General features: G+C 63.4%; 19 protein-coding genes. 10 read left to right on the forward strand and 9 right to left on the reverse strand.

The annotated features are described in order from the left end of the window. The first annotated feature begins 12 nt into the window (after window positions 1-12). From leuC to gdhA, 4 genes are all read left to right on the forward strand, one after another. Window positions 13-1,431, forward strand: coding sequence for a 3-isopropylmalate dehydratase large subunit (gene leuC, locus ACVOLZ_RS12125; protein WP_481516362.1), 1,419 nt, complete (start codon window positions 13-15; stop codon window positions 1,429-1,431). Continuing rightward, complete coding sequence (gene leuD, locus ACVOLZ_RS12130; RefSeq protein WP_481516363.1) at window positions 1,431-2,009, forward strand: 3-isopropylmalate dehydratase small subunit; 579 nt, start codon at window positions 1,431-1,433, stop codon at window positions 2,007-2,009. Before leuC ends, leuD begins: the two co-directional genes overlap by 1 nt. Before the next feature lie 167 nt (window positions 2,010-2,176). Beyond that, window positions 2,177-3,238, forward strand: coding sequence for a 3-isopropylmalate dehydrogenase (leuB, locus tag ACVOLZ_RS12135; RefSeq protein ID WP_481516364.1), 1,062 nt, complete (start codon window positions 2,177-2,179; stop codon window positions 3,236-3,238). Window positions 3,239-3,353: 115 nt separating this feature from the next. Continuing rightward, window positions 3,354-4,703, forward strand: coding sequence for an NADP-specific glutamate dehydrogenase (gene gdhA, locus ACVOLZ_RS12140; protein ID WP_481516365.1), 1,350 nt, complete (start codon window positions 3,354-3,356; stop codon window positions 4,701-4,703). 52 nt (window positions 4,704-4,755) lie between these two features. Here gdhA and ACVOLZ_RS12145 read toward each other — a convergent pair whose 3' ends face one another. The 3 genes from ACVOLZ_RS12145 to ACVOLZ_RS12155 all read right to left on the reverse strand — a co-directional run bounded on the left by ACVOLZ_RS12145 (window position 4,756) and on the right by ACVOLZ_RS12155 (window position 12,154). Beyond that, window positions 4,756-7,608 (reverse strand): ligand-binding sensor domain-containing protein, encoded by a 2,853-nt coding sequence (locus ACVOLZ_RS12145; RefSeq protein WP_481516366.1) that lies wholly within the window; start codon window positions 7,606-7,608, stop codon window positions 4,756-4,758. Between the two features lie 253 nt (window positions 7,609-7,861). Next, window positions 7,862-11,023 carry an efflux RND transporter permease subunit gene (locus tag ACVOLZ_RS12150; RefSeq protein WP_481516367.1) on the reverse strand — a complete coding sequence of 1,054 codons (3,162 nt, stop codon included), beginning with the start codon at window positions 11,021-11,023 and terminating at the stop codon, window positions 7,862-7,864. Window positions 11,024-11,026: 3 nt separating this feature from the next. Next, window positions 11,027-12,154 (reverse strand): efflux RND transporter periplasmic adaptor subunit, encoded by a 1,128-nt coding sequence (locus ACVOLZ_RS12155; protein ID WP_481516368.1) that lies wholly within the window; start codon window positions 12,152-12,154, stop codon window positions 11,027-11,029. A gap of 106 nt (window positions 12,155-12,260) precedes the next feature. On the opposite strand from ACVOLZ_RS12155, the gene ACVOLZ_RS12160 reads away from it, so the two are divergent. From ACVOLZ_RS12160 to ACVOLZ_RS12170, 3 genes are all read left to right on the forward strand, one after another. Further along, on the forward strand, window positions 12,261-12,935 hold the full coding sequence (locus tag ACVOLZ_RS12160; RefSeq protein ID WP_481516369.1) for a TetR/AcrR family transcriptional regulator: 675 nt from the start codon (window positions 12,261-12,263) through the stop codon (window positions 12,933-12,935). Window positions 12,936-13,060: 125 nt separating this feature from the next. Further along, the gene (locus tag ACVOLZ_RS12165; protein WP_481516370.1) at window positions 13,061-13,708 is read left to right on the forward strand and encodes a protein-L-isoaspartate O-methyltransferase family protein; all 648 of its coding nucleotides are present in this window, start codon (window positions 13,061-13,063) and stop codon (window positions 13,706-13,708) included. 20 nt (window positions 13,709-13,728) lie between these two features. Then, on the forward strand, window positions 13,729-15,069 hold the full coding sequence (locus ACVOLZ_RS12170; protein ID WP_481516371.1) for a TolC family outer membrane protein: 1,341 nt from the start codon (window positions 13,729-13,731) through the stop codon (window positions 15,067-15,069). Between the two features lie 708 nt (window positions 15,070-15,777). Here ACVOLZ_RS12170 and waaA read toward each other — a convergent pair. Further along, a complete protein-coding gene (waaA, locus tag ACVOLZ_RS12175) occupies window positions 15,778-17,085 on the reverse strand; it encodes a lipid IV(A) 3-deoxy-D-manno-octulosonic acid transferase (protein ID WP_481516372.1) in 1,308 nt (435 codons plus the stop codon). 308 nt (window positions 17,086-17,393) lie between these two features. Between waaA and ACVOLZ_RS12180 the strand changes: the two genes are divergently transcribed. After that, window positions 17,394-18,314 (forward strand): LpxL/LpxP family Kdo(2)-lipid IV(A) lauroyl/palmitoleoyl acyltransferase, encoded by a 921-nt coding sequence (locus ACVOLZ_RS12180; RefSeq protein WP_481516373.1) that lies wholly within the window; start codon window positions 17,394-17,396, stop codon window positions 18,312-18,314. Between the two features lie 13 nt (window positions 18,315-18,327). On the opposite strand, the gene ACVOLZ_RS12185 is transcribed toward ACVOLZ_RS12180, so the two are convergent. The 5 genes from ACVOLZ_RS12185 to ACVOLZ_RS12205 form a co-directional block, all read right to left on the reverse strand. Continuing rightward, entirely contained in the window at window positions 18,328-19,662 is a 1,335-nt protein-coding gene (locus ACVOLZ_RS12185) for an O-antigen ligase family protein (RefSeq protein WP_481516374.1), read from the reverse strand. Continuing rightward, window positions 19,643-20,755, reverse strand: a complete 1,113-nt coding sequence (locus ACVOLZ_RS12190) for a glycosyltransferase (RefSeq protein ID WP_481516375.1) — start codon at window positions 20,753-20,755, stop codon at window positions 19,643-19,645. Before ACVOLZ_RS12190 ends, ACVOLZ_RS12185 begins: the two co-directional genes overlap by 20 nt. Before the next feature lie 10 nt (window positions 20,756-20,765). Continuing rightward, window positions 20,766-20,963, reverse strand: coding sequence for a zinc-finger domain-containing protein (locus ACVOLZ_RS12195; RefSeq protein ID WP_282267169.1), 198 nt, complete (start codon window positions 20,961-20,963; stop codon window positions 20,766-20,768). A 274-nt stretch (window positions 20,964-21,237) separates the two neighbouring features. Next, on the reverse strand, window positions 21,238-23,982 hold the full coding sequence (locus tag ACVOLZ_RS12200; protein WP_481516376.1) for a M16 family metallopeptidase: 2,745 nt from the start codon (window positions 23,980-23,982) through the stop codon (window positions 21,238-21,240). A 196-nt stretch (window positions 23,983-24,178) separates the two neighbouring features. Next, window positions 24,179-25,330 (reverse strand): HlyD family secretion protein, encoded by a 1,152-nt coding sequence (locus ACVOLZ_RS12205; protein WP_481516377.1) that lies wholly within the window; start codon window positions 25,328-25,330, stop codon window positions 24,179-24,181. A 66-nt stretch (window positions 25,331-25,396) separates the two neighbouring features. Here ACVOLZ_RS12205 and ACVOLZ_RS12210 point away from each other — a divergent pair, with 66 nt between their 5' ends. Both ACVOLZ_RS12210 and ACVOLZ_RS12215 read left to right on the forward strand, forming a co-directional pair. Then, the gene (locus ACVOLZ_RS12210) at window positions 25,397-25,636 is read left to right on the forward strand and encodes a hypothetical protein (protein WP_481516378.1); all 240 of its coding nucleotides are present in this window, start codon (window positions 25,397-25,399) and stop codon (window positions 25,634-25,636) included. A 93-nt stretch (window positions 25,637-25,729) separates the two neighbouring features. Further along, a complete protein-coding gene (locus ACVOLZ_RS12215; RefSeq protein ID WP_481516379.1) occupies window positions 25,730-26,095 on the forward strand; it encodes a helix-turn-helix transcriptional regulator in 366 nt (121 codons plus the stop codon). Window positions 26,096-26,266: the final 171 nt, after the last annotated feature.

A 26,266-nucleotide genomic window follows, 5' to 3' on the forward strand; every position in this document is an offset into this window, starting at 1 on the left:
CGGAACGAACCAATGAGCTCCGCACCCAAAACCCTGTACGACAAACTGTGGGACGCCCACGTTGTCGTTCCCGAAAGCGACAGCGCGCCGGCCGTGCTGTACGTCGACCTGCACCTGATCCACGAAGTCACCTCGCCGCAGGCCTTCACCGAGCTGCGCGAGCGCGGCATCAAGCCGCGCCGCACCGACCGCACCAAGGCGACGATGGATCACTCCACGCCGACCCTGCCGGCCGGTCCGGATGGCAAGCTGCCGTATGCCAGCAAAGCCTCCGAAGCGCAGGTCGAAACCCTGGCCAGGAACTGCGCCGAGTACGGCATCGAGCTGTTCGACCTGTCCTCGGCCAACCGCGGCATCGTCCACGTCATCGCCCCGGAGCAGGGTTTCACCCAGCCGGGCATGACCATCGTCTGCGGTGACAGCCACACCTCCACGCATGGCGCGTTTGGGTCACTGGCGTTCGGCATCGGCACCAGCGAAGTCGGCCATGTGCTGGCCACGCAGTGCCTGCTGCAACGCAAAGCCAAGACCATGGCGATCACCGTCGATGGCGCGGTTGCGCCGGGCGTGGGTGCCAAGGATGTTGTGCTGCACATCATCGGCGTGATCGGCGTCAACGGCGGCACCGGCCACGTGCTGGAATTCCGTGGTTCTGCGATCCGCGCGATGGACATGGAACAACGCATGACCTTGTGCAACATGTCGATCGAAGCCGGCGCCCGCGCCGGCATGGTGGCACCGGACCAGATCACCTTCGACTGGGTCGCCAAGACCCCGCGCGGCCCCAAGGGCGCCGACTTCGACAAGGCCGTGGCGTATTGGTCGTCGTTGAACAGCGACGAAGGCGCACGCTTCGATGTGGAAGTGCAGATCGATGCCGCCGACATCCGCCCGACCCTGACCTGGGGCACGCACCCGGGCACCGCGATTGCGGTTGATGCGCCGATTCCGGCCGCCAATGACGCCGCCGCGCAGAAGGGCCTGGACTACATGAAGTTCGAAGCAGGCCACAGCTTGATCGGCACGCCGGTGGACGTGGTGTTTGTCGGCTCCTGCACCAATGGCCGCTTGAGCGACATGCGCGAAGTGGCACAGGTGCTGCGCGGCCGTCGCGTCGCCGCTGGCGTGCGCATGCTGGTGGTGCCGGGTTCGGAAATCGTCAAGCGCGATGCCGAGGCCGAAGGCATCCACGAGATCGTGCGTGCCGCCGGCGCCGAATGGCGCGAACCGGGCTGCTCGATGTGCATCGCCATGAACGGCGACCTGGTTGCACCGGGCCAGTTGGCGGTCAGCACCAGCAATCGCAATTTCGAAGGCCGCCAAGGGCCGGGCTCGCGCACCTTGCTGGCCTCGCCGATGAGCGCGGCGTGGGCGGCGGTGAATGGCCGCGTCGCCGATACCCGCGATCTGTTTGCCAAGGAGGTGGCGTGATGGCCGCACTGACCACGATCACCTCGCGCAGCGTGGTGCTGCGCCAGACCAATATCGACACTGACCAGATCATTCCGGCGCGCTTCCTGTCCACCACCGAGCGTGCTGGCCTGGGCAAGAACGCCTTCAATGACTGGCGCTGGCAGGCCGATGGCGCGCCGAATGCCGAATTCGCCTTCAACCAGCCGCATAACCAGGGCCGCGCCATCCTGTTGGCCGGACGCAATTTCGGCTGTGGCTCCTCGCGCGAACATGCGCCGTGGGCGCTGACCGATCTGGGCCTGCAGGCAATCGTCAGCAGCGAGATCGCCGACATCTTCCGCAACAACTCGCTGAAGAACGGCCTGCTGCCGATCGTGCTGGACGAAGCCGATGTGCAGGCGCTGATGCAGAACCCGGACGACGAGCTGACCGTGGATGTGGCGGCGCGCGAGCTGCGTACTTCCAGCGGCAAGACCTATAGCTTCCCGCTGGATGGTTTCTCGCAGACCTGCCTGCTGGAGGGCGTGGATCAACTGGGCTGGCTGTTGGGCCGGGTCGATGAGATCGAGCGGTATGAGGCTGCGCGCGCAGCGTGATGCTTCAATCCTTCTCCCTCCGGGAGAAGGTGCCCTGAAGGGGCGGATGAGGGTAGGGGCGAAGCCACGCAGTTAAGTAGTGCACCGTAGCTCCCTACCCTCACCCCAACCCCTCTCCCGCAGGGAGAGGGGCTTCAAACAAAACAAACAGCAACCGGAACCCCTACATGCAAGCCAACATCGTCGTACTGCCGGGTGACGGCATCGGTCCAGAAATCACCGCCGTCGCCGTCGACGTGCTCAAGGCCATCGCAGCCCGTTTCGGCCATAGCTTCAGCTTCAGCGAACACGACATCGGTGGCATCGCCATCGACAACCACGGCGAGCCGCTGCCGGCTGCCACCCTGGACGCCTGCAGCAAGGCCGATGCGGTCCTGCTCGGCGCCGTCGGTGGCCCGAAGTGGTCTGACCCGAACGCCAAGGTGCGCCCGGAGCAAGGCCTGCTGGCGATCCGCAAGGCACTGGGCCTGTACGCCAACCTGCGTCCGGTGCGCACCCACCCGGCCGCGCTCAATGCCTCACCGATCAAGCCCGAACTGCTCAAGGACGTGGACTTCGTGGTGGTGCGCGAACTGACCGGCGGCATCTACTTCGGCGACAAGAGTCGCGATGCCGACAGCGCCAGCGACCTGTGCCGCTACACCGTGGTCGAGATCGAGCGCGTACTGCGTAGTGCCTTCCGTCTGGCCCAACAGCGTCGCGGCAAGCTCACCTCGGTGGACAAGGCCAATGTGCTGGAAACCTCGCGCCTGTGGCGTGACATCGCCGCACGCATTGGCCGCGAAGAATTCCCGGATGTGGAACTGGAGCACCAGCTGGTCGATTCCATGGCCATGCATCTGATCGCCAAGCCGCGCGTCTACGATGTGATCGTCACCGAGAACATGTTCGGCGACATCCTCACCGATGAGGCCTCGATGCTGGCCGGTTCACTGGGCCTGCTGCCTTCCGCCTCGTTGGGCGAACAAGGCAAGGTCGGCATCTACGAGCCGATCCACGGCTCGGCCCCGGATATCGCCGGCAAGGGCATCGCCAATCCCTATGCCACCATCCTCAGCGCGGCGATGCTGCTACGCCATTCGTTGGGGCTGGAGGCGGAAGCCGCCGCGATCGAACAAGCGGTGAGCGCCGCACTCGACGGCGGTCACTTCACCGCCGACCTCGCCGCGCAGGGACAGGCGCTCAATACCCAGCAAGCCGGCCAAGCCGTACTTGCGCAGTTGAACTGATGTAACCGGACGCGGCCTTTGGCCGCGTCTTTTTTTCGCGGGCTGTTCCCGCCAGGTGGATACCACGCCGTTTCTTCATTGGACCTGTCACTTCAAGTCCCGCACCAACAAAGGAATGACTTTGAACTACCGCACCCCCGACGACTTCCTGGCCTATGTGGCCAAGCGCGACCCCAACCAATCCGAGTTCCTGCAGGCGGTAAAGGAAGTGGCACACAGCCTGTGGCCATTCCTGCAGCAGAACCCGAAGTACACGCAATATGGGTTGCTGGAACGTCTGGTCGAGCCGGAGCGGGTCATCCAGTTCCGCGTCGCCTGGGCCGATGACAAGGGCCAAACCCACGTCAATCGCGCCTGGCGTGTGCAGCACAGCTCGGCGATTGGTCCATTCAAGGGCGGCATGCGTTTCCACCCATCGGTGAACCTGTCCATCCTCAAGTTCCTGGCCTTCGAGCAGACCTTCAAAAACGCGCTGACCACCCTGCCGATGGGCGGCGGCAAGGGCGGCTCGGACTTCGACCCCAAGGGCAAGAGCGATGGCGAAGTGATGCGCTTCTGCCAGGCCTTGATGTTGGAGTTGTATCGCCACCTTGGTCCCGATACAGATGTGCCGGCCGGTGACATCGGCGTTGGCGCACGTGAGGTCGGCTTCATGGCCGGCATGATGAAGAAGCTCAGCAACGACGCCTCCAGCGTGTTCACCGGCAAGGGCCTGGCGTTTGGCGGCAGCCTGATGCGACCGGAGGCTACCGGCTTCGGCACGGTCTACTTCGTCGAGCAGATGCTGCACCACGCCAAGCGCCAGACCCACGGTGCCAAGGTGCTGGTATCAGGCTCCGGCAACGTCGCCCAGTACGCGGCAATCAAGGCCAGCGAACTCGGAGCGAAGGTGCTGACCTTCTCCGACTCCGGCGGCACCCTGTACGCACGCGATGGCTTCGACGAACAAGCCCTGCAGGAAGTGATGACACTGAAGAACGAACGTCGCGGCCGCCTGTCGGAGCTGGCCGACGATGCCCGTTTCGAGTTCCTCGCCGACCGTCGCCCCTGGCATATCCCGGCCGATATCGCCCTGCCCTGCGCCACCCAGAACGAGCTGGACGAAGCCGACGCACGCACCCTGGTCCACAACGGCGTGCTGTGCGTTGCCGAAGGCGCCAACATGCCGTCGACGCTGGAAGCAGTGGATGTGTTCCTGCAGGCCGGCACCCTGTACGCGCCAGGCAAGGCCAGCAATGCCGGTGGCGTGGCCACTTCGGGTCTGGAAATGAGCCAGAACGCTTTGCGCCTGTCATGGCGCCATGCCGATGTCGACGAACGCCTGCATGTGATCATGAAAGAGATCCACGCCAACTGCGTGCAGCACGGCGTACGTGCCGATGGCAGCGTCAACTACGTGGACGGCGCCAACATCGCCGGCTTCGTCAAGGTCGCCGACGCCATGTTGGCGCAGGGCCTGTACTGAGTCATCCAGCCTGCGCAAGAATCGAAACTGACGGCGCCTGCGGGCGCCGTCGTTACGACAGCACTCGATTACGGCCTTCGCGTTTGGCTCGATAGAGCTGCCGGTCAGCCGCCGCCAACAAGGTGCGCCCGTCAGCCTGACCTGGCCCCAAAGCTGCTACACCGATACTGACGGTGACGCTGACCTCGGCATCCACGTCCTCGAAGCGCAGCCGTGCAAGGCGGGTCCGCAGTTCCTGCAACACCGCCACCGCCTCCTGCAGCGATATGCCGTGTATCACCACCAGGAACTCCTCACCGCCATGCCGCGCCACGAACTGCTCCTTGCCAAGCCGTAGCTGCAACAGACTGGCAATGTCGCGCAGCACCTGATCGCCGGCATCATGGCCGTAGCGGTCGTTGATCTGCTTGAAGTGATCCACGTCCACCAGCGCCACGTTCAATGGCGTGCCCTCGGCACTGGCGCGCTGCAGCGCCTGCTGCAGATAGGCGTCGCCGGCACGCCGATTGGGCAGGCCGGTGAGTGGATCGTGCATCGCCTGATGCTCCAGACGCTGCAATAGACTTGCACGTTCGGAGTCGGCCTGTTCCAGCGCCCGGTTCTTCTCGCTCAATTCCTGGGTGCGTGCGGCGATCTCGCTACTCAGACGCTGCTGCCCGCGCCGGTAGCTTGCCGCACGCCAACCTGCCAGCAGCAGAATCAGGCCGAGTACGGCAACAGCACTCAACCAGCGTACCCACGGGCGTTGCCATAGCGGCGCAGCGATCTCCAGGTCCAATAATGCTTCGCCGCCACGATTGGTATTTTCCCAATCCAACGGCAATGACATCGCCTGGATACGCAACCGATACTTTCCTGGCGGCAGATTGGTATAGATCGCTTCGATACGACTACCCGCATCCACCCAATCGGCATCAAAACCTTCCAGTCGATAGCGGTAACGCATCTTGTCCGGCGCGCGGAAGCCCAAGCCGGCGTAGGCCACAGCAATGCGATCCACGCCGGCGGGCAGGAAATATGCACTGCGTAGCGGCTGTGGATCACCATCGATGACCACATTCTCGATGGCCACCGGAAACTTGCGGAAGCGCGTATTGCCATCGACCCGCTGCGGATCGATCACCGCCAAGCCACCGCCGGTCGGGAACAACAATTCGCCTTCGCGCGTGAGCCATCCTGCAGGGGACGAGGCGCCATTGCCCTGACTGCTGGGCATGCCATCGGTATGGTCCAGTACCTGCACGGCAAGATGCGTACGTGCGCCGGCCGCCACCGCAATCAAGTCACTGCGATCAAGCCGGAACACACCTTGATTGCTGGGCAGCCACAGATGACCGGCGCCATCATCGATCACCCGGAATACCTTGTCGCGCGGCAGCCCGTTGCGGTGATCGAAGGCAATGATGTCCAAACCACGCTTGCGCAGTAATCCGTGGTCGCTGGCGATCCACAGGTCACCATTGTCGTCGCCAAGGAAATCGAAAACATAGCGCGCTGGGAAACCGACATCGGGCGACCACGTCTGCAGCTTGCCGTCCTTGCCCAGCCCCGCCATACCGCCGTTGGTACCTATCCAGAGTACCCCGGCAGCGTCGCGGTACAGCGCGTGCACTGCCAGCCCCGGCAGACCTTCCTCCAGCCCGTAGTGATGCAGCTTGCCCTGCTGGGAATGGAACAGCCCCTCCGAGCTGCCTATCCACAGACCGCCATCGCTTTCGCTCAACAGACTGCGGATCAATGGCTGCACGGTGCCGGGCAAGCTGATCCGTTGCACGACCCGACCGGCCACATCCAGGCCGAGCACGCCCTGGTTGTAGGTGCCTGCCCACACGCCCGGGCCTCGCTCAGCCAAGGCCAGCACCGATGCGTCGCGGCCAGTGCCAGGCAACAATCGCACCGCGCTGATTGCATCACCGCGCATTCGGTTCAGGCCTTCGGAATGCCCGATCCAGACATCGCCGTTGTCGGACTGAATCAGTGCCCGCACATAGTCCGATCCCAAGCCGTCTTCAGTGGTCAGGCCGCGCGCGGCGCCCTCATCGATGCGGAACAAGCCATCGGTGCTGCCTGCCCAGACCAGACCTTCGCGGTCGATCAACAAGGCCGGGCTCACCTGCCCGGGAACCCCGATCCGCTCGGTCTTGCCTCCTGCCAAACGCACCAAACGGCCAGCTGACAGACTCAGCCACAACGCGCCTTTGGCGTCACGCCGCACCGCATCCACGCGTTCGCCAGGCAGCAGATGCTGCCGTTGACCATCACCATGCAGCCAATGAACACCGTCGTCGGCAGCAACCACCCAACCATCGTTGCCATCATCGACCAGGTCACGCACCACCCAACCAGCAGTATCGTTCCATGGCACCAAGCGTCCCTGCTGCAACTGGTAGACACCTTTTTCGGTAGCCACCAGCACCGCGCCGTCGGCCGTCAGGCGCAGCGCGGTGACCGGAACTTCGGGCAGACCCAGCGTAGCGCCGGCATCGAGCAGCTGCCCGGACGACAGCAAGCGCAGCAGCCTGTCCTTGGCAGCAATCCACAGATCGCCAGACGGATCCCGCAGCAGCGCGGTAACCGATAGATGACGGGCATCGGCACCGCCCAAGGCCTCCCAACGCCCGCGGTGGTAGCGATAGACGCCGTCGGAAATGGTCCCGAACAGCACCGCGCCATCGGCTTCGGGCAGGATGCTCAGCACACCGGACAGCTCCACGCCCGGTGTGTTCTGCCGATCAAATACGGTGAAGCTGCGGCCGTTGAAGCGGACCACGCCTTCCCAGGTGCCCAGCCAGATGAAGCCGTCACTGCCCTGTGCCACCGACTGCACCAGGTTGTGCGGCAAGCCCTGCTCCATGCCCCAGCCGGCCACGGTATGCCGCGAGGCCTGTGCCAGCGGCAGGGTCAAGGCCCATAGCAGCGTTGTTACGAGCAGCGCACACAACCCCGCCGCCAGCCGGTTTCGGCCTGCAAACCATGCAGCTGTGGCGTCAGTAATCCTCTGGCGTCTGTACAAACCCGCCTCCGCAGGTCGCGTCGGCTCCCCCGCCGACGCGACAATTTACCATCTCAACCGTGAAATCCGTCGTCGAATCTTACGGCTGGCCTTACGACCGGCTTCTCGTCAAGCGCAGCGACGACGGATCACCCAAGGCCAGCCTTCAGTGACTGGCCTCGTCCGGGCGCACCCGGAACCAGGCCGCATACAGCGCCGGCAGGAACACCAGGGTCAGCACCGTGCCGACGATCAACCCGCCCATGATCGAGATCGCCATCGAGCCGTAGAAGGCACTGCGCGACAACGGGATCATCGCCAGCACCGCCGCCAGCGCGGTCAGCACGATCGGCCGGAAGCGGCGCACGGTTGCATCGATGATTGCGTGCCAACGATCGTGGCCGGCGTCGATATCCTGCTGGATCTGGTCGATCAGGATCACCGAGTTGCGCATGATCATGCCGGCCAGGGCAATCGTGCCCAGCATCGCCACGAAGCCGAACGGGGCCTGGAACAGCAGCAGGAACCAGGTTGCACCGATGATGCCCAGCGGTGCGGTGATGAACACCATCGCCGCCCGCGAGAAACTGCGCAGCTGCACCATCAGCAGCGTCGCCACCACCACCAGGAACAGCGGCATGCCGGCCTTGATCGAATTCTGGCCACGCGCCGAGTCCTCCACCGTGCCGCCGGTTTCCAGCAGGTAGCCACTGGGCAGGGCGTCGCGGATATCGCTCAGGGTCGGCACGATCTGCTCGACCACGCCTACCGGCAGCATGCTGTCGCCAATGTCGGCGCGCACGGTGACGGTCGGCAGGCGGTCGCGGTGCCAGATGATGCCGTCTTCAAAGGCATATTCCAGCTTGGCCACCTGCGACAGCGACACCGGTTTACCGCTGGCAGTCGGGATGGACAGGCTGCCCAGCATGTCCAGGCGCGCACGCTCGTCATCCGGGCCACGCAGCAACATACCGATCTGGCGATTGCCTTCGCGGTAGGTGCTCACGCTCATGCCCGACAGCGAGCTGGTCAGGAACTGCGCGATCTGCGCACTGCTCACACCCAGTACGCGGGCACGGTCCTGGTCCACGACCAGGCGCACCACCTTGCTCGGCTCGCTCCAATTGAGGTTGACGTTGGTGGTATGCGGGTTCTGCCGCACCTTTTCCGCCACCTGCGCGGCGATCGCCTGCACGCGCTCGATATGCTCGCCGGAAATACGGAACTGCACCGGGTAGCCAACCGGCGGGCCGTTCTCAAGGCGGGTCACACGCAGCTGCACGTCACCGAACTTCGGCACGACCTCCTTCAACAGCCAATCACGCAGTTCCTCACGCGCCTTGGTGTCCTCGGCCAGCACCACGTACTGGGCGAAGTTGGTGGCCGGCAACTGCTGGTCCAACGGCAGGTAGAAACGCGGCGAACCATTGCCGACATAACCGACGAAGTTGGCCACGCCCTTGTGCCCCTTGATCAGCGCCTCGAACTTCTGCGCCTGTGCCTGGGTGGCGGTCAGCGACGCGCCTTCGGCCAGTTCGATATCCACCATCAGCTCGGGCCGGGTCGAATCCGGGAAGAACTGCTGCGGTACGAAACGGAAGATCGCCAGCGAGAACACGAACAGCCCGGCGGTGGCCAGGATCACCAGCCAGCGACGACGCAGGCAGGCGTCCAGGAACACCCGGAAGCGCTGGTAGAACGCGCTCTTGTAAGGGTCATGGTCGTGCGCCAGTTCCTTCGGCTTGATCAGGTTGGCCACGGCCGGATTGCGATCAGCCCAACGCAGGCGCATGGCGTGCCATCGCCCGGCGATGCTGCCCGGCTTGGGCGGCTGCGGGTTGTGCAGGTCCGGCAGCATCTTGTCGCCCAGGTACGGAATGAACAGCACCGCGGCGATCCACGACACCACCAGCGCGATGGTCACCACCTGGAACAGGGAACGTGTGTATTCACCGGTGCTGGATGCAGCCGTGGCAATCGGCAGGAAGCCGGCCGCGGTGATCAAGGTGCCGGTCAACATCGGGAAAGCGGTGGATGTCCAGGCAAAGCTGGCCGCACGCAGACGGTCGTAACCCTGCTCCATCTTGGTGGCCATCATTTCCACCGCGATGATCGCGTCGTCCACCAATAGACCCAGCGCAAGCACCAAGGCGCCCAGCGAGATCTTGTGCAGACCGATGTCGAATTGATGCATGACGAAGAAGGTCATCGCCAGCACCAGCGGGATCGACACCGCCACTACCAGACCGGTGCGCCAACCCAGCGAGAAGAAGCTCACCAGCAGTACGATCACCACTGCCTCGGTCAGCACCTTGACGAACTCGCCCACCGATTCCTTCACTGCGTGCGGCTGATCGGAAACCTTGCGCAGCTGCATACCGGCCGGCAGCGTCTTCTGCAGCTGCTCGAACTCGCTGTCCAGTGTCTTGCCAAGCTTGAGGATGTCGCCACCGCTCTTCATCGCCACGGCAATACCGATGGCGTCCTCGCCCATGAAGCGCATCTTGGCCGAGGCCGGATCGGCGAAGCCGCGCTTCACTTCAGCGATATCGCCTAGGCGAACGGTGCGATCACCGGCCTGGATCGGGAAGTTGCGGATGTCTTCGACCGAGGTGAACTGGCCGCTTACACGCAGCTGCACGCGATCAGTGGGCGTTTCGAACCAGCTGGCCGGGGCGACCGCATTCTGCTGAGCCAGCGCCTGCTGTACCTGCTGCATCGATACGCCCAACGTCGCCAGCTTGGTGTTGGACAGCTGGATCCACACCTTTTCGTCCTGCAGACCGAGCAGATCGACCTTGCCCACATCATCCACGCGCTGCAGCTGCAGCTGGATGCGGTCAGCGTAGTCGCGCATCAGCGCATAGTCGAAGCCCTTGCCGGTCAGCGCATAGATATTGCCGAAGGTGTCACCGAACTCGTCGTTGAAGAACGGCCCGATCACCTCTGCAGGCAACTGCGAATGGATGTCGCCAACTTTCTTGCGCACCTGGTAGAACAGCTCGGGCACGTCCTTGGACGGCATCGAGTCGCGCGCCATGAAGATCACCTGCGACTCGCCCGGGCGCGAATAGGCTTGGATGAATTCGAATTCGCCGGTGTTCATCAACGCTTTTTCAATCGGCTCGGTGACCTGCTTGGACACCTGCTCGGCGGTGGCACCGGGCCACATGGTCTGCACCACCATTGCCTTGAAGGTGAACGGTGGATCTTCGGACTGCCCAAGGTGCTTGTACGACCAGGCACCGATGATCGCCATCGCGATCATCATGAACAGCACCAGCGGGCGGTTACCGAGCGCCCATTCGGAGAGATTGAAGCGTTTCACGCCTCACTCCCCTTTCTTTGCGGATGCAGCGGCGGGCGCAAGCACCGGGCGGTTGCTCCTGTCCACGGCAGTCACCTGTTGCCCTTCGCGCAGCAGATGTCCGCCGGCGGCAACCACCCAATCATCGGCCTTCAAACCCTGCAACACCGGCACGCTTTCCGGGCCATAAGCACCCAGCGTCACTGCGCGCGCCTGCAACTTGCCATCGCCCGGGTTCACCACCCAGACGCTGGCCTGCTGCGGCTGCTTGCCGGCCTGCACCGCCGCCAGCGGCACGCTCATCACACCATCCTTACCGTGGGCGATGAACACCCGCGCGCTTTGCCCGAGTTCGACGGCGTCCAATGCATCGGCAGCCAGACTGACCCGGGCGGCATAGGTGCGCGCCTGCGGATCGGCAGCGGCAGCAATCTCGCGGATGCTGCCTGACAAGGGCTTGCCCGGCTGATTCCACAACTCAACCTGCACTGCCTGGCCAACGCTGAAATCGCGGATCGTGCTTTCCGGCAGCGCAATGGCAACCTCGCGCGCGCCATCAGCAGCCAACGTATAAATGGTTTGGCCAGCGGCAACCACCTGCCCGGCCTCGGCCTCGCGGCTGGCGATCATGCCGCCTTCCGGCGCATGCAGCTGGGCGTAGCCGGATTGATTACGCGCAACATCGAGATTGGCTCGCGCCGCATCGGCCTGGCCCTGCGCCGCCTTCAATGCCGCAGTCTGCGCGTCCAGCGCGGATTGGCTGACCAGCTGCTGGCTGGCCAGCGCCTGGTAGCGCTTGTGCTCATCGCGGGCACGCACCAGATCAGCCTCGGCCGCAGCGAACTGTGCCTGCGCCGCACGCGCCTGCAGGTTGTAGTCGGCCACATCGAGTTCGGCCAGCAACTGGCCCTTGCTAACCCGCTGGCCGGCATCCACTTCACGTCGCAGCAACTTGCCGCCGACCCGGAAGGACAATGCGGTTTCCTCGCGGGCGCGCACCTCGCCCGGATAGGCGCCGACCGCCACCCCGCCATTACCGGCCGGGTGCTCCACCAACACGGGTACAGCATGTACAGGCGCGGTTTCAGGCTTGCCGCAGGCAGCAAGCAAGGGCAACAGCAGGCAACAGCCAATCCATCGAAGGTGGGTCATAAATAAGGTCGCTGACGCAAGGGGAGAGAGGGGACGGGATTTCACCGCCATTACTAAACGCATCGGTATAGTATAAATATCGAACCAGCTGGTCTAGTATTACCTGATGTCTCCGAAAAAACCCTCCTCAGCGCCCGCGACAGCGGCTCCACGCAGCTCCGGTCCGGGGCGCCCCAAGGACCTGGGCAAGCGCGCGGCCATCCTGGACGCGGCCAAGGAGTTGTTCATCGAGCAGGGTTTCAACGGCGTCAGCATGGACGAGATCGCCGCCCGTGCCAGCGTCTCCAAACTGACGGTCTACAGCCATTTTGGCGACAAGGACACCTTGTTCAGCGAGGCGATCCAGGCCAAGTGCATGGAAATGATGCCCGACGAGTTGTTTGTCACCGACAACGAGGCACCGCTACGCAGCCAGTTGCTGGGCATCGGCCACGCGTTTTTTGCCCTGATCAGCAGCGATGCGGCCATTGCCACCCAACGCATGATGATGACCCCGGACACTGATGACCGGGTGCGGCAGATGTTCTGGCAGGCCGGCCCGGCCCGTACCGAGACCGCCTTGGCCGAATTTCTCGGTGCCCGCGTTGCCCGTGGCCAGCTGGCCATTGACGACCTGGCCCTGGCCTCGCGGCAGTTCTTCTGCCTGATCAAGGGCGAGGTCCATGCGCATATGATGTGTGGCCTGTGCGCCGCCCCGGATCCGCTCAATGCCGACGTGCATATCGCCGCCAGCGTTGATTTTTTCCTCCGGGCCTGCGCCCCGCGCCAGCAAGCTGAATGAACCGGAGGTGCGAATGACTTCCGGCACTGCGTCCAACGCGGCCCTCGCCGCAATGTTGGGCCCGTACTTTGTGTCTGGTAACCGGTAAAATGGCCGGCCCACTGCGCTGGAATGATGAGCTTCCCATGACGATCGATTACTCCCACGTCCGCGAAATGATGGTTGAACAGCAGATCCGGCCCTGGGATGTGCTGGAGGTCCGCGTGCTGGACGTGCTGGCCCGCCTGCCGCGCGAAGCATTCGTTGCCGAATCGCACCGCGCTCTGGCCTATGCCGATATCGAGCTGCCGCTGGGTCATGGCCAGAAGATGATGAAGCCGGTCATCGAAGGCCGTACCTTGCAAGCGCTGGATCTGCAGCCCAGCGACGAAGTGCTGGAAATCGGCACCGGCAGCGGCTTCCTGAGCGCCTGCATGGGCGAACTGGCGCGCGAAGTGCTGAGCCTGGAAATCCAGCCGGAGCTGGCCGAGCGTGCCCGCCAGAACCTGGACACCGCCAAGCTGGGCAGCAATGTCCGCATTGAAGTGGCCGACGGCCTGAATTGGCAGAGCCAGCGTCAGTTCGACGCCATCTGCATCACCGGTGCGGTAGAAACCGTTCCAGTGGAACTGCTGAAGCTGCTGCGCACCGGCGGCCGTCTGTTTGCCATCCGCGGCGTCTCGCCGGTGATGGAAGCGGTGCTGGTCCAGGCCGACGGCAGCGTTGCCTCGCTGTTCGAAACCGATCTTGATTACCTGCAGGGCGCTGCGCCCGCACCCCAATTCCAACTCTAAAACCGTCCAAGGAAGCCGCAATGATCCGCCGATCCCTCACCCTTGCGCTGGCAGTCGCCCTCACTCCGCTGACTTCCCATGCCGCCGACCTGTTGCAGGTCTACGAGATGGCCCGCAACGGTGATACGCAGCTGGCTGCGGCTGAATCCACGCGCCTGATCAACAAGGAAGGCCAGGTGCAGGCACGTGCGGCATTGCTGCCGCAGATCGGCGGTGAGGCTTCTTTGAACCGCACCCGCACCTCGAACGACAACATCAGCGGCAGCAGCACCGTCAAGAACCGCACCTACGGCATCAACGGCAGCCAGACCCTGTTCAACTGGAGCCAGTTCGCCAACCTGCGCGCGCAGCGTGACGTCAGCAAGGCTGCTGATTTCGACCTCGAGTCGTCCAACGACGAACTGGTGGTGCGCACCGCGACCACCTATTTCAACGTACTGGTTGGCATTGAATCACTGACCGCTGCCGAGACCAACGAAGCCGCTGCCAAGAAGCAGTTCGACTACGCCGACAAGCGCCTGGAAGTGGGCCTGGCGCCGATCACCGATGTGCATGAAGCCCGTGCCCAGTACGATCAGGCGCGTGCCGATACCATCCTTGCCCGCAACGCGCTGGAAGACGCTTACCAGGCACTGACCGAATTGACCGGCCAGCCGGTGCGCGACGTACGCGGCCTGCCGGTCGACTTCCGCCCGGAAGTGCCGGCCAACCGTGGCAACGTCGACCAGCTGGTGACCGATGCGGTCTCGCGCAACCCGGCGCTGAAGTCGCAGGAACTGCAGGTCAGCGCAGCGGAGTCCAACGTGTCTGCCGCGCGCGGCGGTCACTACCCGACCCTGTCGTTGGGCGGCAGCTGGGGCAAGAGCGCACGCTGGGGTGACGGCGTGGGCAGTTCCACCTTGGGCCCTGATGCCACCACCAACTCAATCGGTCTGACCCTGAACGTGCCGATCTTTGCCGGTGGCGCGACCCAGTCCGGCGTGCGCCAGGCGCTGGCCCGTCGCGATATCGCCCAGGACACCTTCGAACAGCAGAAGCGTGCCCTCGACCGCAATACCCGCAATGCCTACCAGGCACTGGTCGCCGGCATCAGCGAAGTGGAAGCACGTCGCCTGACCGTGGTCTCGGCAAAGAGCGCCTATGACGCCTCGCAGGTCGGCTTGGAAGTCGGCACCCGCACCGTGCTGGACGTGGTGCAGAACCAGAAGACCCTGTTCGCTGCCGAGGTGGAGTACGCGAAGTCGCGCTACAACTTCCTGCTGGCCCGCCTGCAGTTGAGCCAGGCCATCGGCGATCTGGAAATCAATGAAGTCCAGGACATCAACCGTCTGTTGACAGTAGATGCTAGCTCCAAGCTGTAAAAGCAATCCGCAGTAATAGGCAGTTACAGAAAACGGGCCCTTTCGGGCCCGTTTTTTATGGATAAATGAAACACGTACCTCCTACACCAACATCCCATCCCCCCGTCAGGTATTGATGGGACATAAACACAGAAGTGCTGACCAGGCTCCCACCCTGCTGGGCACACGCAAGGGCTGCGCTTTGGTTCGCCCAGGACAGGGCCGCCTGCTCCTGTGCCGTAAGCTGTTATATGAGCATAGGAAGCCAATGCAGGAGCAGAGTAAGCACCCAACGCCGTAGCCAAGACACCAAGGATCAACAGTTTCGGCGAAACATTCATCGACATCGCACATCCTCCTTGATCGCTGCGAAAGTGCAGCGAAATCATGATCCGGCAAAGACTCCGGACATGACGTGGCAACACTCCGGGCACAAAGTCCTCGGTAGTGGCAGCCTTCAATATTGCCGTCGGCACCGTAGCCCAGCCAGGCGTAGCGCGCACTGGAAACAGCGTTATGCAGGTCTTCCCGGCTCTGCATGGAAGTCCGCTGGCCCACTGTGCATACCCGTGCCATCCCGGCCGGCACCGGTCACTTGTGGGAGCGGTGTAAGCCGCGAAGCAGGGGCATCATCAGATGGCACAGGAACCAAGGGCTTCAGCAAGGTCAGCTTCGCGGCTGACGCCGCTCCCACAGACAGTCGACAGCACCATCGCACCGGGTAAGCAGCTACGCAGCGGACTCACTAGGAGGCGGCAACTGCGGTGTGATCAAAGCAATCGTATGCTCCAGCGCGCCACGGCCATTGGCGACCAGTGCACGTCCCGCCTGCACCATGCGCTCGCGCTCGACTTCGTCCTGCAACAACCGCGACACGGCTGCACCCACTTCGGTCGCATCAGCACAGATGCACAAAGCACCAGCCTCATCCATCCGCCGCGAAATTTCGGCGAAATTATGCAGGTGCGGGCCTGTAACTGCCGCGGTCCCCATCGCAGCCGGCTCCAGCAGATTGTGGCCGCCGATGGCCTGCAGACTGCCACCGACAAACGCTACCTGCGCGCAGGCATAGAACGCCATCAACTCGCCCAGCGTGTCGATCACGAATACCTGCGCATCCGCACCCGGCCATTGCTGTGCCTTGCGCGTGGCCACACGCCAACCCGCTTCACGCGCCAATGCTTCCACCTTGGCAAAGCGCTCGGGGTGACGCGGCGCCCACAGCAGCAAGGCATCCGGATGCTGCTTCAACAAGCGAGCGTGGATCTCGATCACTGCCTGTTCTTCACCTTCATGGGTACTGGCGGCAATCCATATCGGCCGCGTCGTCGCCACGTGCTGATGAAATGCCTGCAACACCTGCGTCGGATCCGGCGGATGGATATCGAATTTCAGATTACCCAAGGCCTGCACCTGCTCAGGCATCGCCCCCAGCTCGATGAAGCGATCGGCATCGGCCTGCGACTGCGCCGCCACACAGGTGACCGTGCGCAGCGCGCGACCAACCAGCGCCTTCAACGCCCGGTAGCCCTTCAGCGAACGCGCCGACAGGCGGGCATTGAGGATGTACACCGGAATGCCGCGATCGCGGCAACCAAACAACATGTTCGGCCACAACTCGGTCTCCAGGATCAGCGCCAGACTGGGTTGGAAGTGGCCCAGAAAACGACTGACGCTGCCGGGCACGTCATATGGCAGATACACATGATCGACCGCATCGCCCCACAGCGCGCGCACCCGCTGCGAACCAGTCGGAGTGATGGTGGTGATGATCCAGCGGATATCCGGACGCTGCGCACGCAAAGCATTGACCAGCGGCGCCGCCGCATTTACCTCGCCCACCGACACCGCATGCAACCACACCCGTGGCTGACCGCCACTTTCCGGGTAGGAGGCATAACGTTCGTCCCAGCGGCGGAAATACTCGCGCACGCGGAACCCGCGCCACACCAGGTGGTACACGGTGATGGGCAGCAACAGATAGAGCACGACGGAATAGACGCCGCGCAGCAGAAATTCGACTGGATCCTTACGCATCGGCGAAGGATACGGGAGAACACCGGAACTGCGTGAGACGAAGGGCTGCCAACCGAGCTGTCGCACTGCCTACGCTTCGCCTTCTCCCTTGCGCACAGCGCAGGGGAGGATCGAGGAGGGGTGACTTTGCTTACCTTCCTCCCTTGCGCGCAGCGCAGGGGAGGATTGAGGAGGGGTCCCTTTGCCTTTGCTCTTGCTTGTTCGCCTTCGCCTCCAGAGCCCCGCCCCAGTCCAGCCTCCACATCCCCACCCACTCCAGCAAACCCTGCCATGCTCTTGCCGTCACCCGTGTGGCTTAGAATCGACACATGTCCGATTCACCCTCCACTGCCACCCGGCCGTCGCTGCTGCAACCACGTCATTGGCCTACCTTTGCCTGGCTTGGCGTCGCCTTCATCGCCGCGCGCCTACCATGGACACTGCAACGCGCTCTCGGCCGCGGCATTGGTTGGCTGGCCCTGCATCTGGCCCGCAGCCGCCGTCATGCCGCCGAGGTCAACCTCAAGCTGTGCTTCCCGGAGCAAGACGAGGTCTGGCGGCAACGACTGCTGCGCGACAGCTTCGACGCACTCGGTGTTGGGATATTTGAATTTGCCCGCGCCTGGTGGGGCAAGATCGACGTGATCCGCCCGCAGGTGCAATGGGAAGGACTGGAGCATCTCAAGGCACTGCAGGCCGAAGGCCGCGGTGTGCTGCTGGTGTCAGGCCACTTCATGACTTTGGAAATGTGCGGCCGCCTGCTCTGCGATCATGTGCCGTTGGCCGGCATGTACCGCAAGTACCGCAACCCGGTGATGGAATGGGCGGTGAAGAGCGGGCGGCTGAAGTACGCCTGTGCGATGTTCGCCAACGAAGACATCCGCGCCACCGTGCGTCATCTGAAAAAAGGCGGCGTTCTCTGGTATGCGCCGGATCAGGACATGCGCGGCAAGGACTCGGTGTTCGTGCCGTTCTTTGGCATGCAGGCCTCGACCATCACCGCCACCCATCAGTTCGCACGGATGACCGGTTGCGCTGTGGTGCCATTTTTCCATCGGCGTGAAGGCAGCGGCTACGTGCTGAAGATCGCACCGCCCCTGCCCGACTTCCCCACCGACGACGCGGTTGCAGACACCGCCCAGGTCAACGCCGCCATCGAAGCCATGGTGCGCGAAGCCCCCACCCAGTACCTGTGGATCCACCGCCGCTTCAAGCGCCAGCCCGAAGGCCGCAGTCACTTCTACGACTGAAGCGGCCGCCGTATCAGTTGTTGCGCTCGCCTGGCTCGGCCAGCAGGGCTCCGGTGTACAGCGCCGCCAGCAATATCGTCAGCCCACCCCAGAAGGCGGAATAGAACGCCAGATGGGTATTGAGCGGGAATACCGTTACCGCCAAGGCCAGCGCCGCCGGACGCGCCCGATCACGCGCTTGAGGCCCAGAGTAGATCCAGGCGCGCAGCGCCATCGCCGCGCCGGCAATCCACAGCAACAGCCCAAGCACACCGGTCTCGGCGAGGATCTCCAGCACGATCTGGTGGGCGTGCAGGGCCGGGCCTTCGCCCCATACCGGATGCTGCTCCGGGCTCGGATTGCAGCCCGGATAGGCATCGCGGAAACCGCGCGCGCCAACCCCATTGATCGGGTGCTCGCGCACCATGCATAGCGCAGCCGACCAGATCTGACTGCGCCCGGACAGCGCCTCATTGACCCCGCTGGCGCCCCCACTGAACGCCATCGCGGTACGTGCGAAGCGCTCACGCACCTGTGCCGAGCCCGCCACCAATGCGCCTATGCCGACAACACCGGCCAGCATCACCAGCAGCATCCACTTGGCCCCCAGCAGACGCCAACCGGAAATCAGCAGCACCAGCGCATAGGTAATCAACGACGCGCGCGAACCAGCAAGCACCAGCACTACGCCTACTGCAGCGGCGCTCAACAACCAGCCCCAACGGCCGAAGCGTGCGCCCACAAAAAACAGCAGGAACGGCGACAGACTGGCCAACACCTGACCGAATTTCAGATTGCATGGCCCGAAGATGCCGGGCAGACGATCGGCCGCGGCTACCTCCTGCAAGGTGCACAGGCCGTGCCCACTGCTCAGCCATTTGAGCTGATCCAGGCTCCAGAACAAGGGACTGGTGCCAATACCCGCCTGCAGCAATGCATCAAGCGTCCACAGCGCGGTGACCACCGCCAGCCCGGTAAAAGTGGTATTGCGTCGCTGGCTTGTACCTACCGCTATCGCCACCAGCCACATGAAAGGCAGGTAGCGCAGCCCCGTGGCGACCTTGCCCCAGACTTTGCCCGGATCCTCCGCACCTACCGCCGAGCCAAGCTGCGGCAACCAGTACGCACAGAACAGCACGCTGGTCAGTGCCAAGGCTGGCACGCCCAACAGGGTGCGGATACCGTCGCCTCCTTTCAGCCGCAGCAGCAACAAGCGCAGTATGGTGAACAAGGCGCCCAGCACCAGCACCGACTCGGCGATGCCCGGCAACGGCAACAAGGCGACATAGGCGATGACCCAGATCGGCGCCCACCAGCCCGCCTGCCGTGGCGTCGCTACATAAGACCGATCAGTTACCGAATTCTGCATAGACATCCAGGGTCGCACGCTGCATGGCCTGCAACGTATAGGGAATTTTTCGCGGAAGCGACGGGGGGCTCTGCAGCAACTGCAGCACGCGTTGCGTCAACTGCTGCAGGTCACCCTGCGCGACCGCGCCTGAAGGCTGCAGCTGGTTGAGCAACTCGCCCACCCCGCCATGGTTCCAGCCAACTACCGGACGACCCACCGACAGCGCTTCCAGCACGGTGCGGCCGAATGCTTCCGGCTTGTCCGACAACTGCAGGACCAGATCGCTGGCGGCGTAAGCCTCGGCAATACGGCTGGTGGGTTCACTCAGAACGACTTGATCGGCTACACCCAGCGTCTGCGCCAACTGTTCCAGTTCGCGCACATAAGCCTCGCGGCCAGGCTCGCGCACACCGGGCATCCACAACATTGCCCGCTGGCCTTCGCCTTGCAGCCCTGCCAGCAACTGCAAGGCGTGCGCGTGTCCTTTCAGGCGGGTGCCGCGCCCGGGCAACAACAGCAATGGCGCCTGCGTGCCCAGCTGCGGATGCTGCGCGGCCACGGCCAGACGCGGCCGCCGGTCGCTACGCTCCACGCGCGGGAACTGGGCCACATCCACGCCGCGCGGTATCACCCGCAGTTTGCCCGGATCGGTATCTCGATAATGTTCAAGCAGATAGTCACGCACGGTCTGCGATACGCAGATCACGCGCTCGCCGCGGGCCATGATGCCGCTGTAGCGGCCAGGCGAGTTCAGCCCGTGCATGGTGGTCACCCAGTGCGGACGCTGGCTCGCTGGCATGCCGCGCAGCGCGTACCAGCCCAGCCAGGCTGGCAAGCGCGACCGTGCGTGCACGATATCGGCGCCGGTTTCACTGAACAGCCGCCGCAGCGAGGCCACGTGACGCAGGGTCAGCAGCGACTTGCTGCCGATATCCAGGGTCAGATGCTCGGCACCGCTGTCCAGCAACGGCTGCAGCAGGCGCCCGCCCGCGGACACGACAATGGCCCGGTGACCGGCAGCCACCAGTGCCGCAGCAATTTCCAGAGTTGAACGCTCGACGCCGCCGGAATGCAGCGCCGGCAGCAACTGCACCACCGTCAAACGGCGCATCGGTCAGCGATCAGTCGGCCAGCACGAATACCGAACCACAATACGGGCAGGCAGCCTCGCCATTGGGTTCGTTCTCGATCGGCAGGTAAACCCGCGGGTGCGAGTTCCACAGCGCCATTTCCGGCGTCGGGCAGCTCAGCGGCAGGTCAGCGCGGTGCACGGTGTAACGCTTCTCGGCGTTGGCGGGCGCGGTGGCGGTATGGCTCATGGCGTCATTCACAAAAAAACCAGGTCCGCGCAATTCTAGCAGCGCCGGGCCGATGCGGCCGCTTCGATGCGGCGCGGGCAGCAAAAAGTCGGTTGCGCCCCCGCCGCGCCCGCGCCCCCTGCGCTGCTACCGGGTCCGGTCTGGGCTGAGCGGGTAGCGCCCTTGCCGGTCACAACAGCAGCGGCGGTCGGCCACCAACCCTGAGTGACATCGATTGCTGTCAGCAACGGGGCGACACCCGGCCGCCCCGTTGGCTGCTTACTTGAAGCCGCCGTTACTTGAAGTCACCGGCGACAAATACGCTCAGCCGCTCCGGCTTGAGGTGTTTGCGGATGGCAGCATTGACCTGCTCCACCGTCAGCGCCTGATAGGCGGCATCACGCTGCGCTTCAAACGCCATGTCGCGGCCGTAGTACAGGTGGTCGCTCAACAATCCTGCGATGGCGCCATCGGCCGCCCGTGACTGCTCACGTGCCACCTTCTTTTCGGCCACTGCGCTGCGCAGCTCCTCCACGCTGATGCCGTCGGCAACCAACCGGACCAGCTCCTCACGCAACGCGGCCTCCAGCTTGCCCATGTTCTCCGGTGCTGCGATGGCCTGGATGCTCAGGCTGCCATTGTCATCGCGGCCTATGCGGCTTTCATCGGCACTCAACCCGGCGCCGACGTTGTAACTCAGACCGTCCTTCTGGCGGATGCGCTCGCCCAGACGTGCCTTGAGCGGATCGCCGCCGAGGATCGCAATGGCGATGTTCAACGCAGGGAAGTCCGCATCGGCCAGATTGATCGAGATGTTCTGCCGTGCCAGCAGCACCGCATTGGGCTTGTCCGGGGTGGTGAAGCGTTCCTGCTTTGCGGCGACATCCCGGTAATGGGTGCTGATCGGCGCGTAGGGCTTGGGCGACTTCCAGTCCGCGAACAAGGTCTGCAACTCGGCCTTCAATGCCACCGGATCGAAATCACCCACCACCGCGATCTCACCCACGGCTGTGCCGTAGAAATCCTGATGATAGGCACGCACGTCTTCCAGCTTGAGCGCTCTCAAGCGGGCCAGCGACTCATCAATCGTTTGCACGTGCAGCGGATGCCCAACCGGCCACGGATCGAAATACTGGCTCAGCGCCAGCGATGCCAAGGTACCCGGCTCCTTGCGCTGGAACTCCAACCCGGTGACCGCCTGCAGCCGCAACTGCTCGAACTCGGCCTGCGGGAATGACGGGTGGCGCAGCACGTCGGCGGCCAGCCGCAGGGCCTCGGCCAAGGTCTCGCGCTTGCCGTTGAGGCCAATGCTGGCACCTTGCATACCGCCACTGACCTGCGCCTGGGTGTTGAGCGCGTCAAAGCGGGCCGCGATCTGGCCACGATCCAGACTCTGGCTACCCGCCATCAGCATCGGTCCAACCCAGCCACCAGCCTCGCTGCGGCCGGTAATGGCCTGCTCGTCGGCGAAGCGGAACGTGGCAGTCAACGCCACCGTCTGCCCGCGATTGCGCTTGGGTAGCAACGAAACCCGCAGGCCATCGCCGATGACAAAACTCTCGGTACGCGCTGCGATGTTCTCGACGCTGGGGTCGAACGCTTCACCTGCGCTGACCGCGGCTCGGCCCTTGTAGCCATCCACCAGGGTGGCGATTGCCGGTGCGGCCGGAATCATTGCGCGATCTGGCGCGGCGGTCGGCACGAAGCGGCCGAGCGTACGGTTCTGCGGCTTCAGATAGGCCGCCGCGACGCGATTGACGTCGGCAGCAGTAACAGCTTGGATCGCATCGCGCTGCACGAACAACAAGCGCCAATCGCCGGAGGCCTGGTACTCGGACAAGGCCATCGCCATCGCGTTGACGTCGCTGGCACGCTTGTCGATGGCATTGTCGATACGCTGCTTGGCTGCAGTCACTTCCGCGTCGGTGATCGGCGCTGCAGCGACGGCTTCTGCCTGCTTCAACAACTCGGCCTCCACCTTGTTCGGGTCGCCATCTTTGGGCAGCACCGACACCAGGGTGAACAAGCCGGGATCATGCAGGGTCTCGCTGCTGGCGGTGGCAAAGGCTGCCAGCTTGGTTTCCATCAATGCCTTGTACAGCCGCCCGTTGGGGTTGTCGCCGAGCACATTGCCCAACACTGCGAGCGGCGCGCTGTCGGCCTGCGCCAGCGCCGGCACGTGATAGCTGGCGGCAATCAAGGACAGATCACTGCTGCGGCGCACGCTGACTTCGCGCTCGCCGTCCTGAACTGGTTCCACGGTGTGGAATGTGGGCATGGTCCGCGCGGGCTTCTTCAGCGGTGCGAAATGCGCAGCAACCCGCGCAATCGCCCGCTCGCTGTCGATGCGGCCAGCGATGATCAACAAGGCGTTGTCCGGCTGATACCAGGTCCGGTAGAACGCCTGCAGATTCTCGATCGGCACGTTCTCCACATCCGAGCGCGCGCCGATCGGCATGTTGGCGTAATTGTGCCAATCAAAGGCCACCGAGCGCATGCGCTTCATCAGCACGCCGATCGGGCTGTTGTCGCCAGCTTCCATTTCATTGCGGACAACCGTCATCTCGCTGTCCAGGTCGGCCTTGGCCACCTTGGAGTTGAGCATGCGATCGGCTTCCAGCCCCAACAGCCAGTCCAGGGTGTCGTCATTGGCCGGGAACGAGGCGAAGTAATTGGTGCGATCCAGCGAGGTGGTCGCGTTCTTGCTGACCCCGCGCCGCTGCATTTCAGCCGGGATGTCCGGATGCTTTGCTGTGCCCTTGAACATCAAGTGCTCAAGCAGATGTGCCATGCCGGTCTCGCCGTAGTTCTCATGCAGCGAGCCAACGCCGTAGACCAGATTGACGGTAACGGTTGGCTTGCTGGCATCGGCAAACAGCAGCACGCGCAGGCCATTCTGCAAGCGGTACTCACACACACCCTCGACACAGGGGCCTGCCTGCACGCTGGCGGGCACCGTCGCCACGACCGGTTTCGCCTGCACCAGTGGCGTCAATGCCAACGAAAGCGCTACAGCCAAGCTACAAAACGAAAGCTTCATCATCGGAATCCAGTCCTCGTTGTTTTTCGATCAACGCACAAATCCATACGCATGGCATCCCGACGTCGCATCGAGTGCGGCCAGACACCAACGCCAATCATCGCAAAAGCCGACGATTCTGTGGTGCCGAAGCGACGAGTCCAGCATTCCGATAAATCCAATTGACCGGGTCCGCAGGCGTTGCAGCCACAGGCCATCAACGCCCACCCAACCCCCCCCCGAACGAATACATGGGCTGCAGCAAGCGATCACTCAGCGGCTCCCGCTCGCCGGTAACCTGCGCATCCAGCATCATGCCGGGCTTGAGCGGCTCCAAGCGGCCATGGGCCACAATGGCCTGGTTGGCCAACTCGACGGTAACGCGATAGAAGGCCTCCTTCATCGCCGGCAGCTCCGGTGCGAAGCTGGCCTCTTCACTATCCACCGCAGTCCGGCTGATGTGCGCGATGGTGCCACGCTGCGCACCAAACTTCTGATGCGGAAATGCCTGATAGCGCAGCACCACCCGGTCGCCAGGCGCCATTGCACCGATCGCTCGCCCCGGCACCATCAGCTCGGCCTCGAGCCGGCCATCGCCGGGCAATACGCTGAGCAGCGGCTGGCCCAAATGCACCGACTGCCCTGGCTTGACCATCCGTGCGACCACCACACCATCTACCGGCGCTGTTACCAGCAACGCAGCACTGGCTTCGTTCTCAACCTGATCCAGGCGCAACTGCGCCAGATGCTCCGCATAAGTAGCATCGTTGGCCTTCTGCCGCCCCGGCAACTCCTGCATGGCTTGTTTCAGCTGCGCGATCAGGCGCTGGGTTGCGGCCTGCTGCCGGCGTAGCGATTGCAGCTGCACGGTGTATTCCAACACCAGCGCCTCCTGCTGTTCTGCTGCTGCAAGGCCAGCGGCGGATGCTGATTCAAACCCTCGCCGCCGCGTCAGTACGTCGCCGGCGACCCGTATCTGCTCACGCCGCGTGGCGACCTCCAGTGCGATCTGCTGTGCCTCGGCGCGGGCTGCCTGCATCTGCTCATGCAAGCCCGTGGCCTGTGCCGCCAACTGCTCCTTCAGCGCGTCGCGCGCCAATACGAAACTGTCCTGCTTCTGCTGCAGACCATGTTCCTTTGCCAGATTGGCGTCACCGAGTTCGGGCATCGCGCGCGGCGTGGCGACCAAGGCCAGCGTATCGCCTTCGACCACACGCTTGCCATCATCAGCATCCAGCCAGCGCACAACACCACCCACTGGCGCCAACACTGTTGCCATGCCCTGTACCGGAACCAGCCTGCCAACCACCACAGCGGCTTCGTTTCCGCCGCGGATGACCAATGCCATCCCCACGACAACCAACAGCATGAATGTACCTGCTGAATATAGGCACAGTTTTGCGGGCCGCTTCATTTCCATCCATGACCACCAACGATGATCGACAGCCTGCAGTTTTTCATTCGATTCGGTTTGCGCCACGCGTGCACCAACAACTCAACGCCTAAGAAAAAAACTCATCCATCTGTCAGCGTTGTACCAACGACTATCCAGCATGAATTAGCGCCTCCGCCGCAGCCTAACGGCTTCGAGCCGCGAGAACAGAGGGTGCAATTTACATTGGCAAAAATCGTCAATATCGATGACGAGTTTCGTTCCGATAATCCACGGACGTAATGAACATTGACAATAAGTCTTTGCCGACTGCGCAAGCTCGCAATGGCTTAGGCTTTTAGTCGGCTCTCATGGTCAACGCTCGAGGAGAAATTTATGCATGACCATCTGGGAATCCGCATCCGCAAAGCGCGGAGAAAGATGAGGATGACGCAGGCGGAGTTGGCAGGCCAACTGAAAGTAAGCCGTAGCGCGGTGGGAAACTGGGAAAGTCCGACGGGCATATCGCCCAGCACGATGCGTTTGATCACCATTGCACTGGTGACGGATGTTTCATTTGAATGGCTGGCGACGGGACGAGGTGAACTGGATGCAATCTCTGCTGCAATACCCAGCGAGAACGCAGAGCTGGTGGACGATCCATCTGAGCGTAGGTTGTTGCTGGCGTATCGGTCCTGCCGCGCAGCCACCCGCAAACTGGTGTTGCAGATAGTGGAGGCGCAGAAGATTCCACAGTTCTGATCTTCGGCGGCGACCGAGGACTTCATCGGCGCCGCTCACCAACGCGATACCCGAAGCAATGCTTGTAGGAGCGGCGGCCCCCCCCACCCGGACAAAAACCAAGCCACATGCGCTGAATGGAAAAGATTGGGGCACTGCGTATCGGCGGGACCCGCGCCAACAAAACAAAAA

Source organism: Stenotrophomonas sp. STEN020, assembly GCF_056760195.1.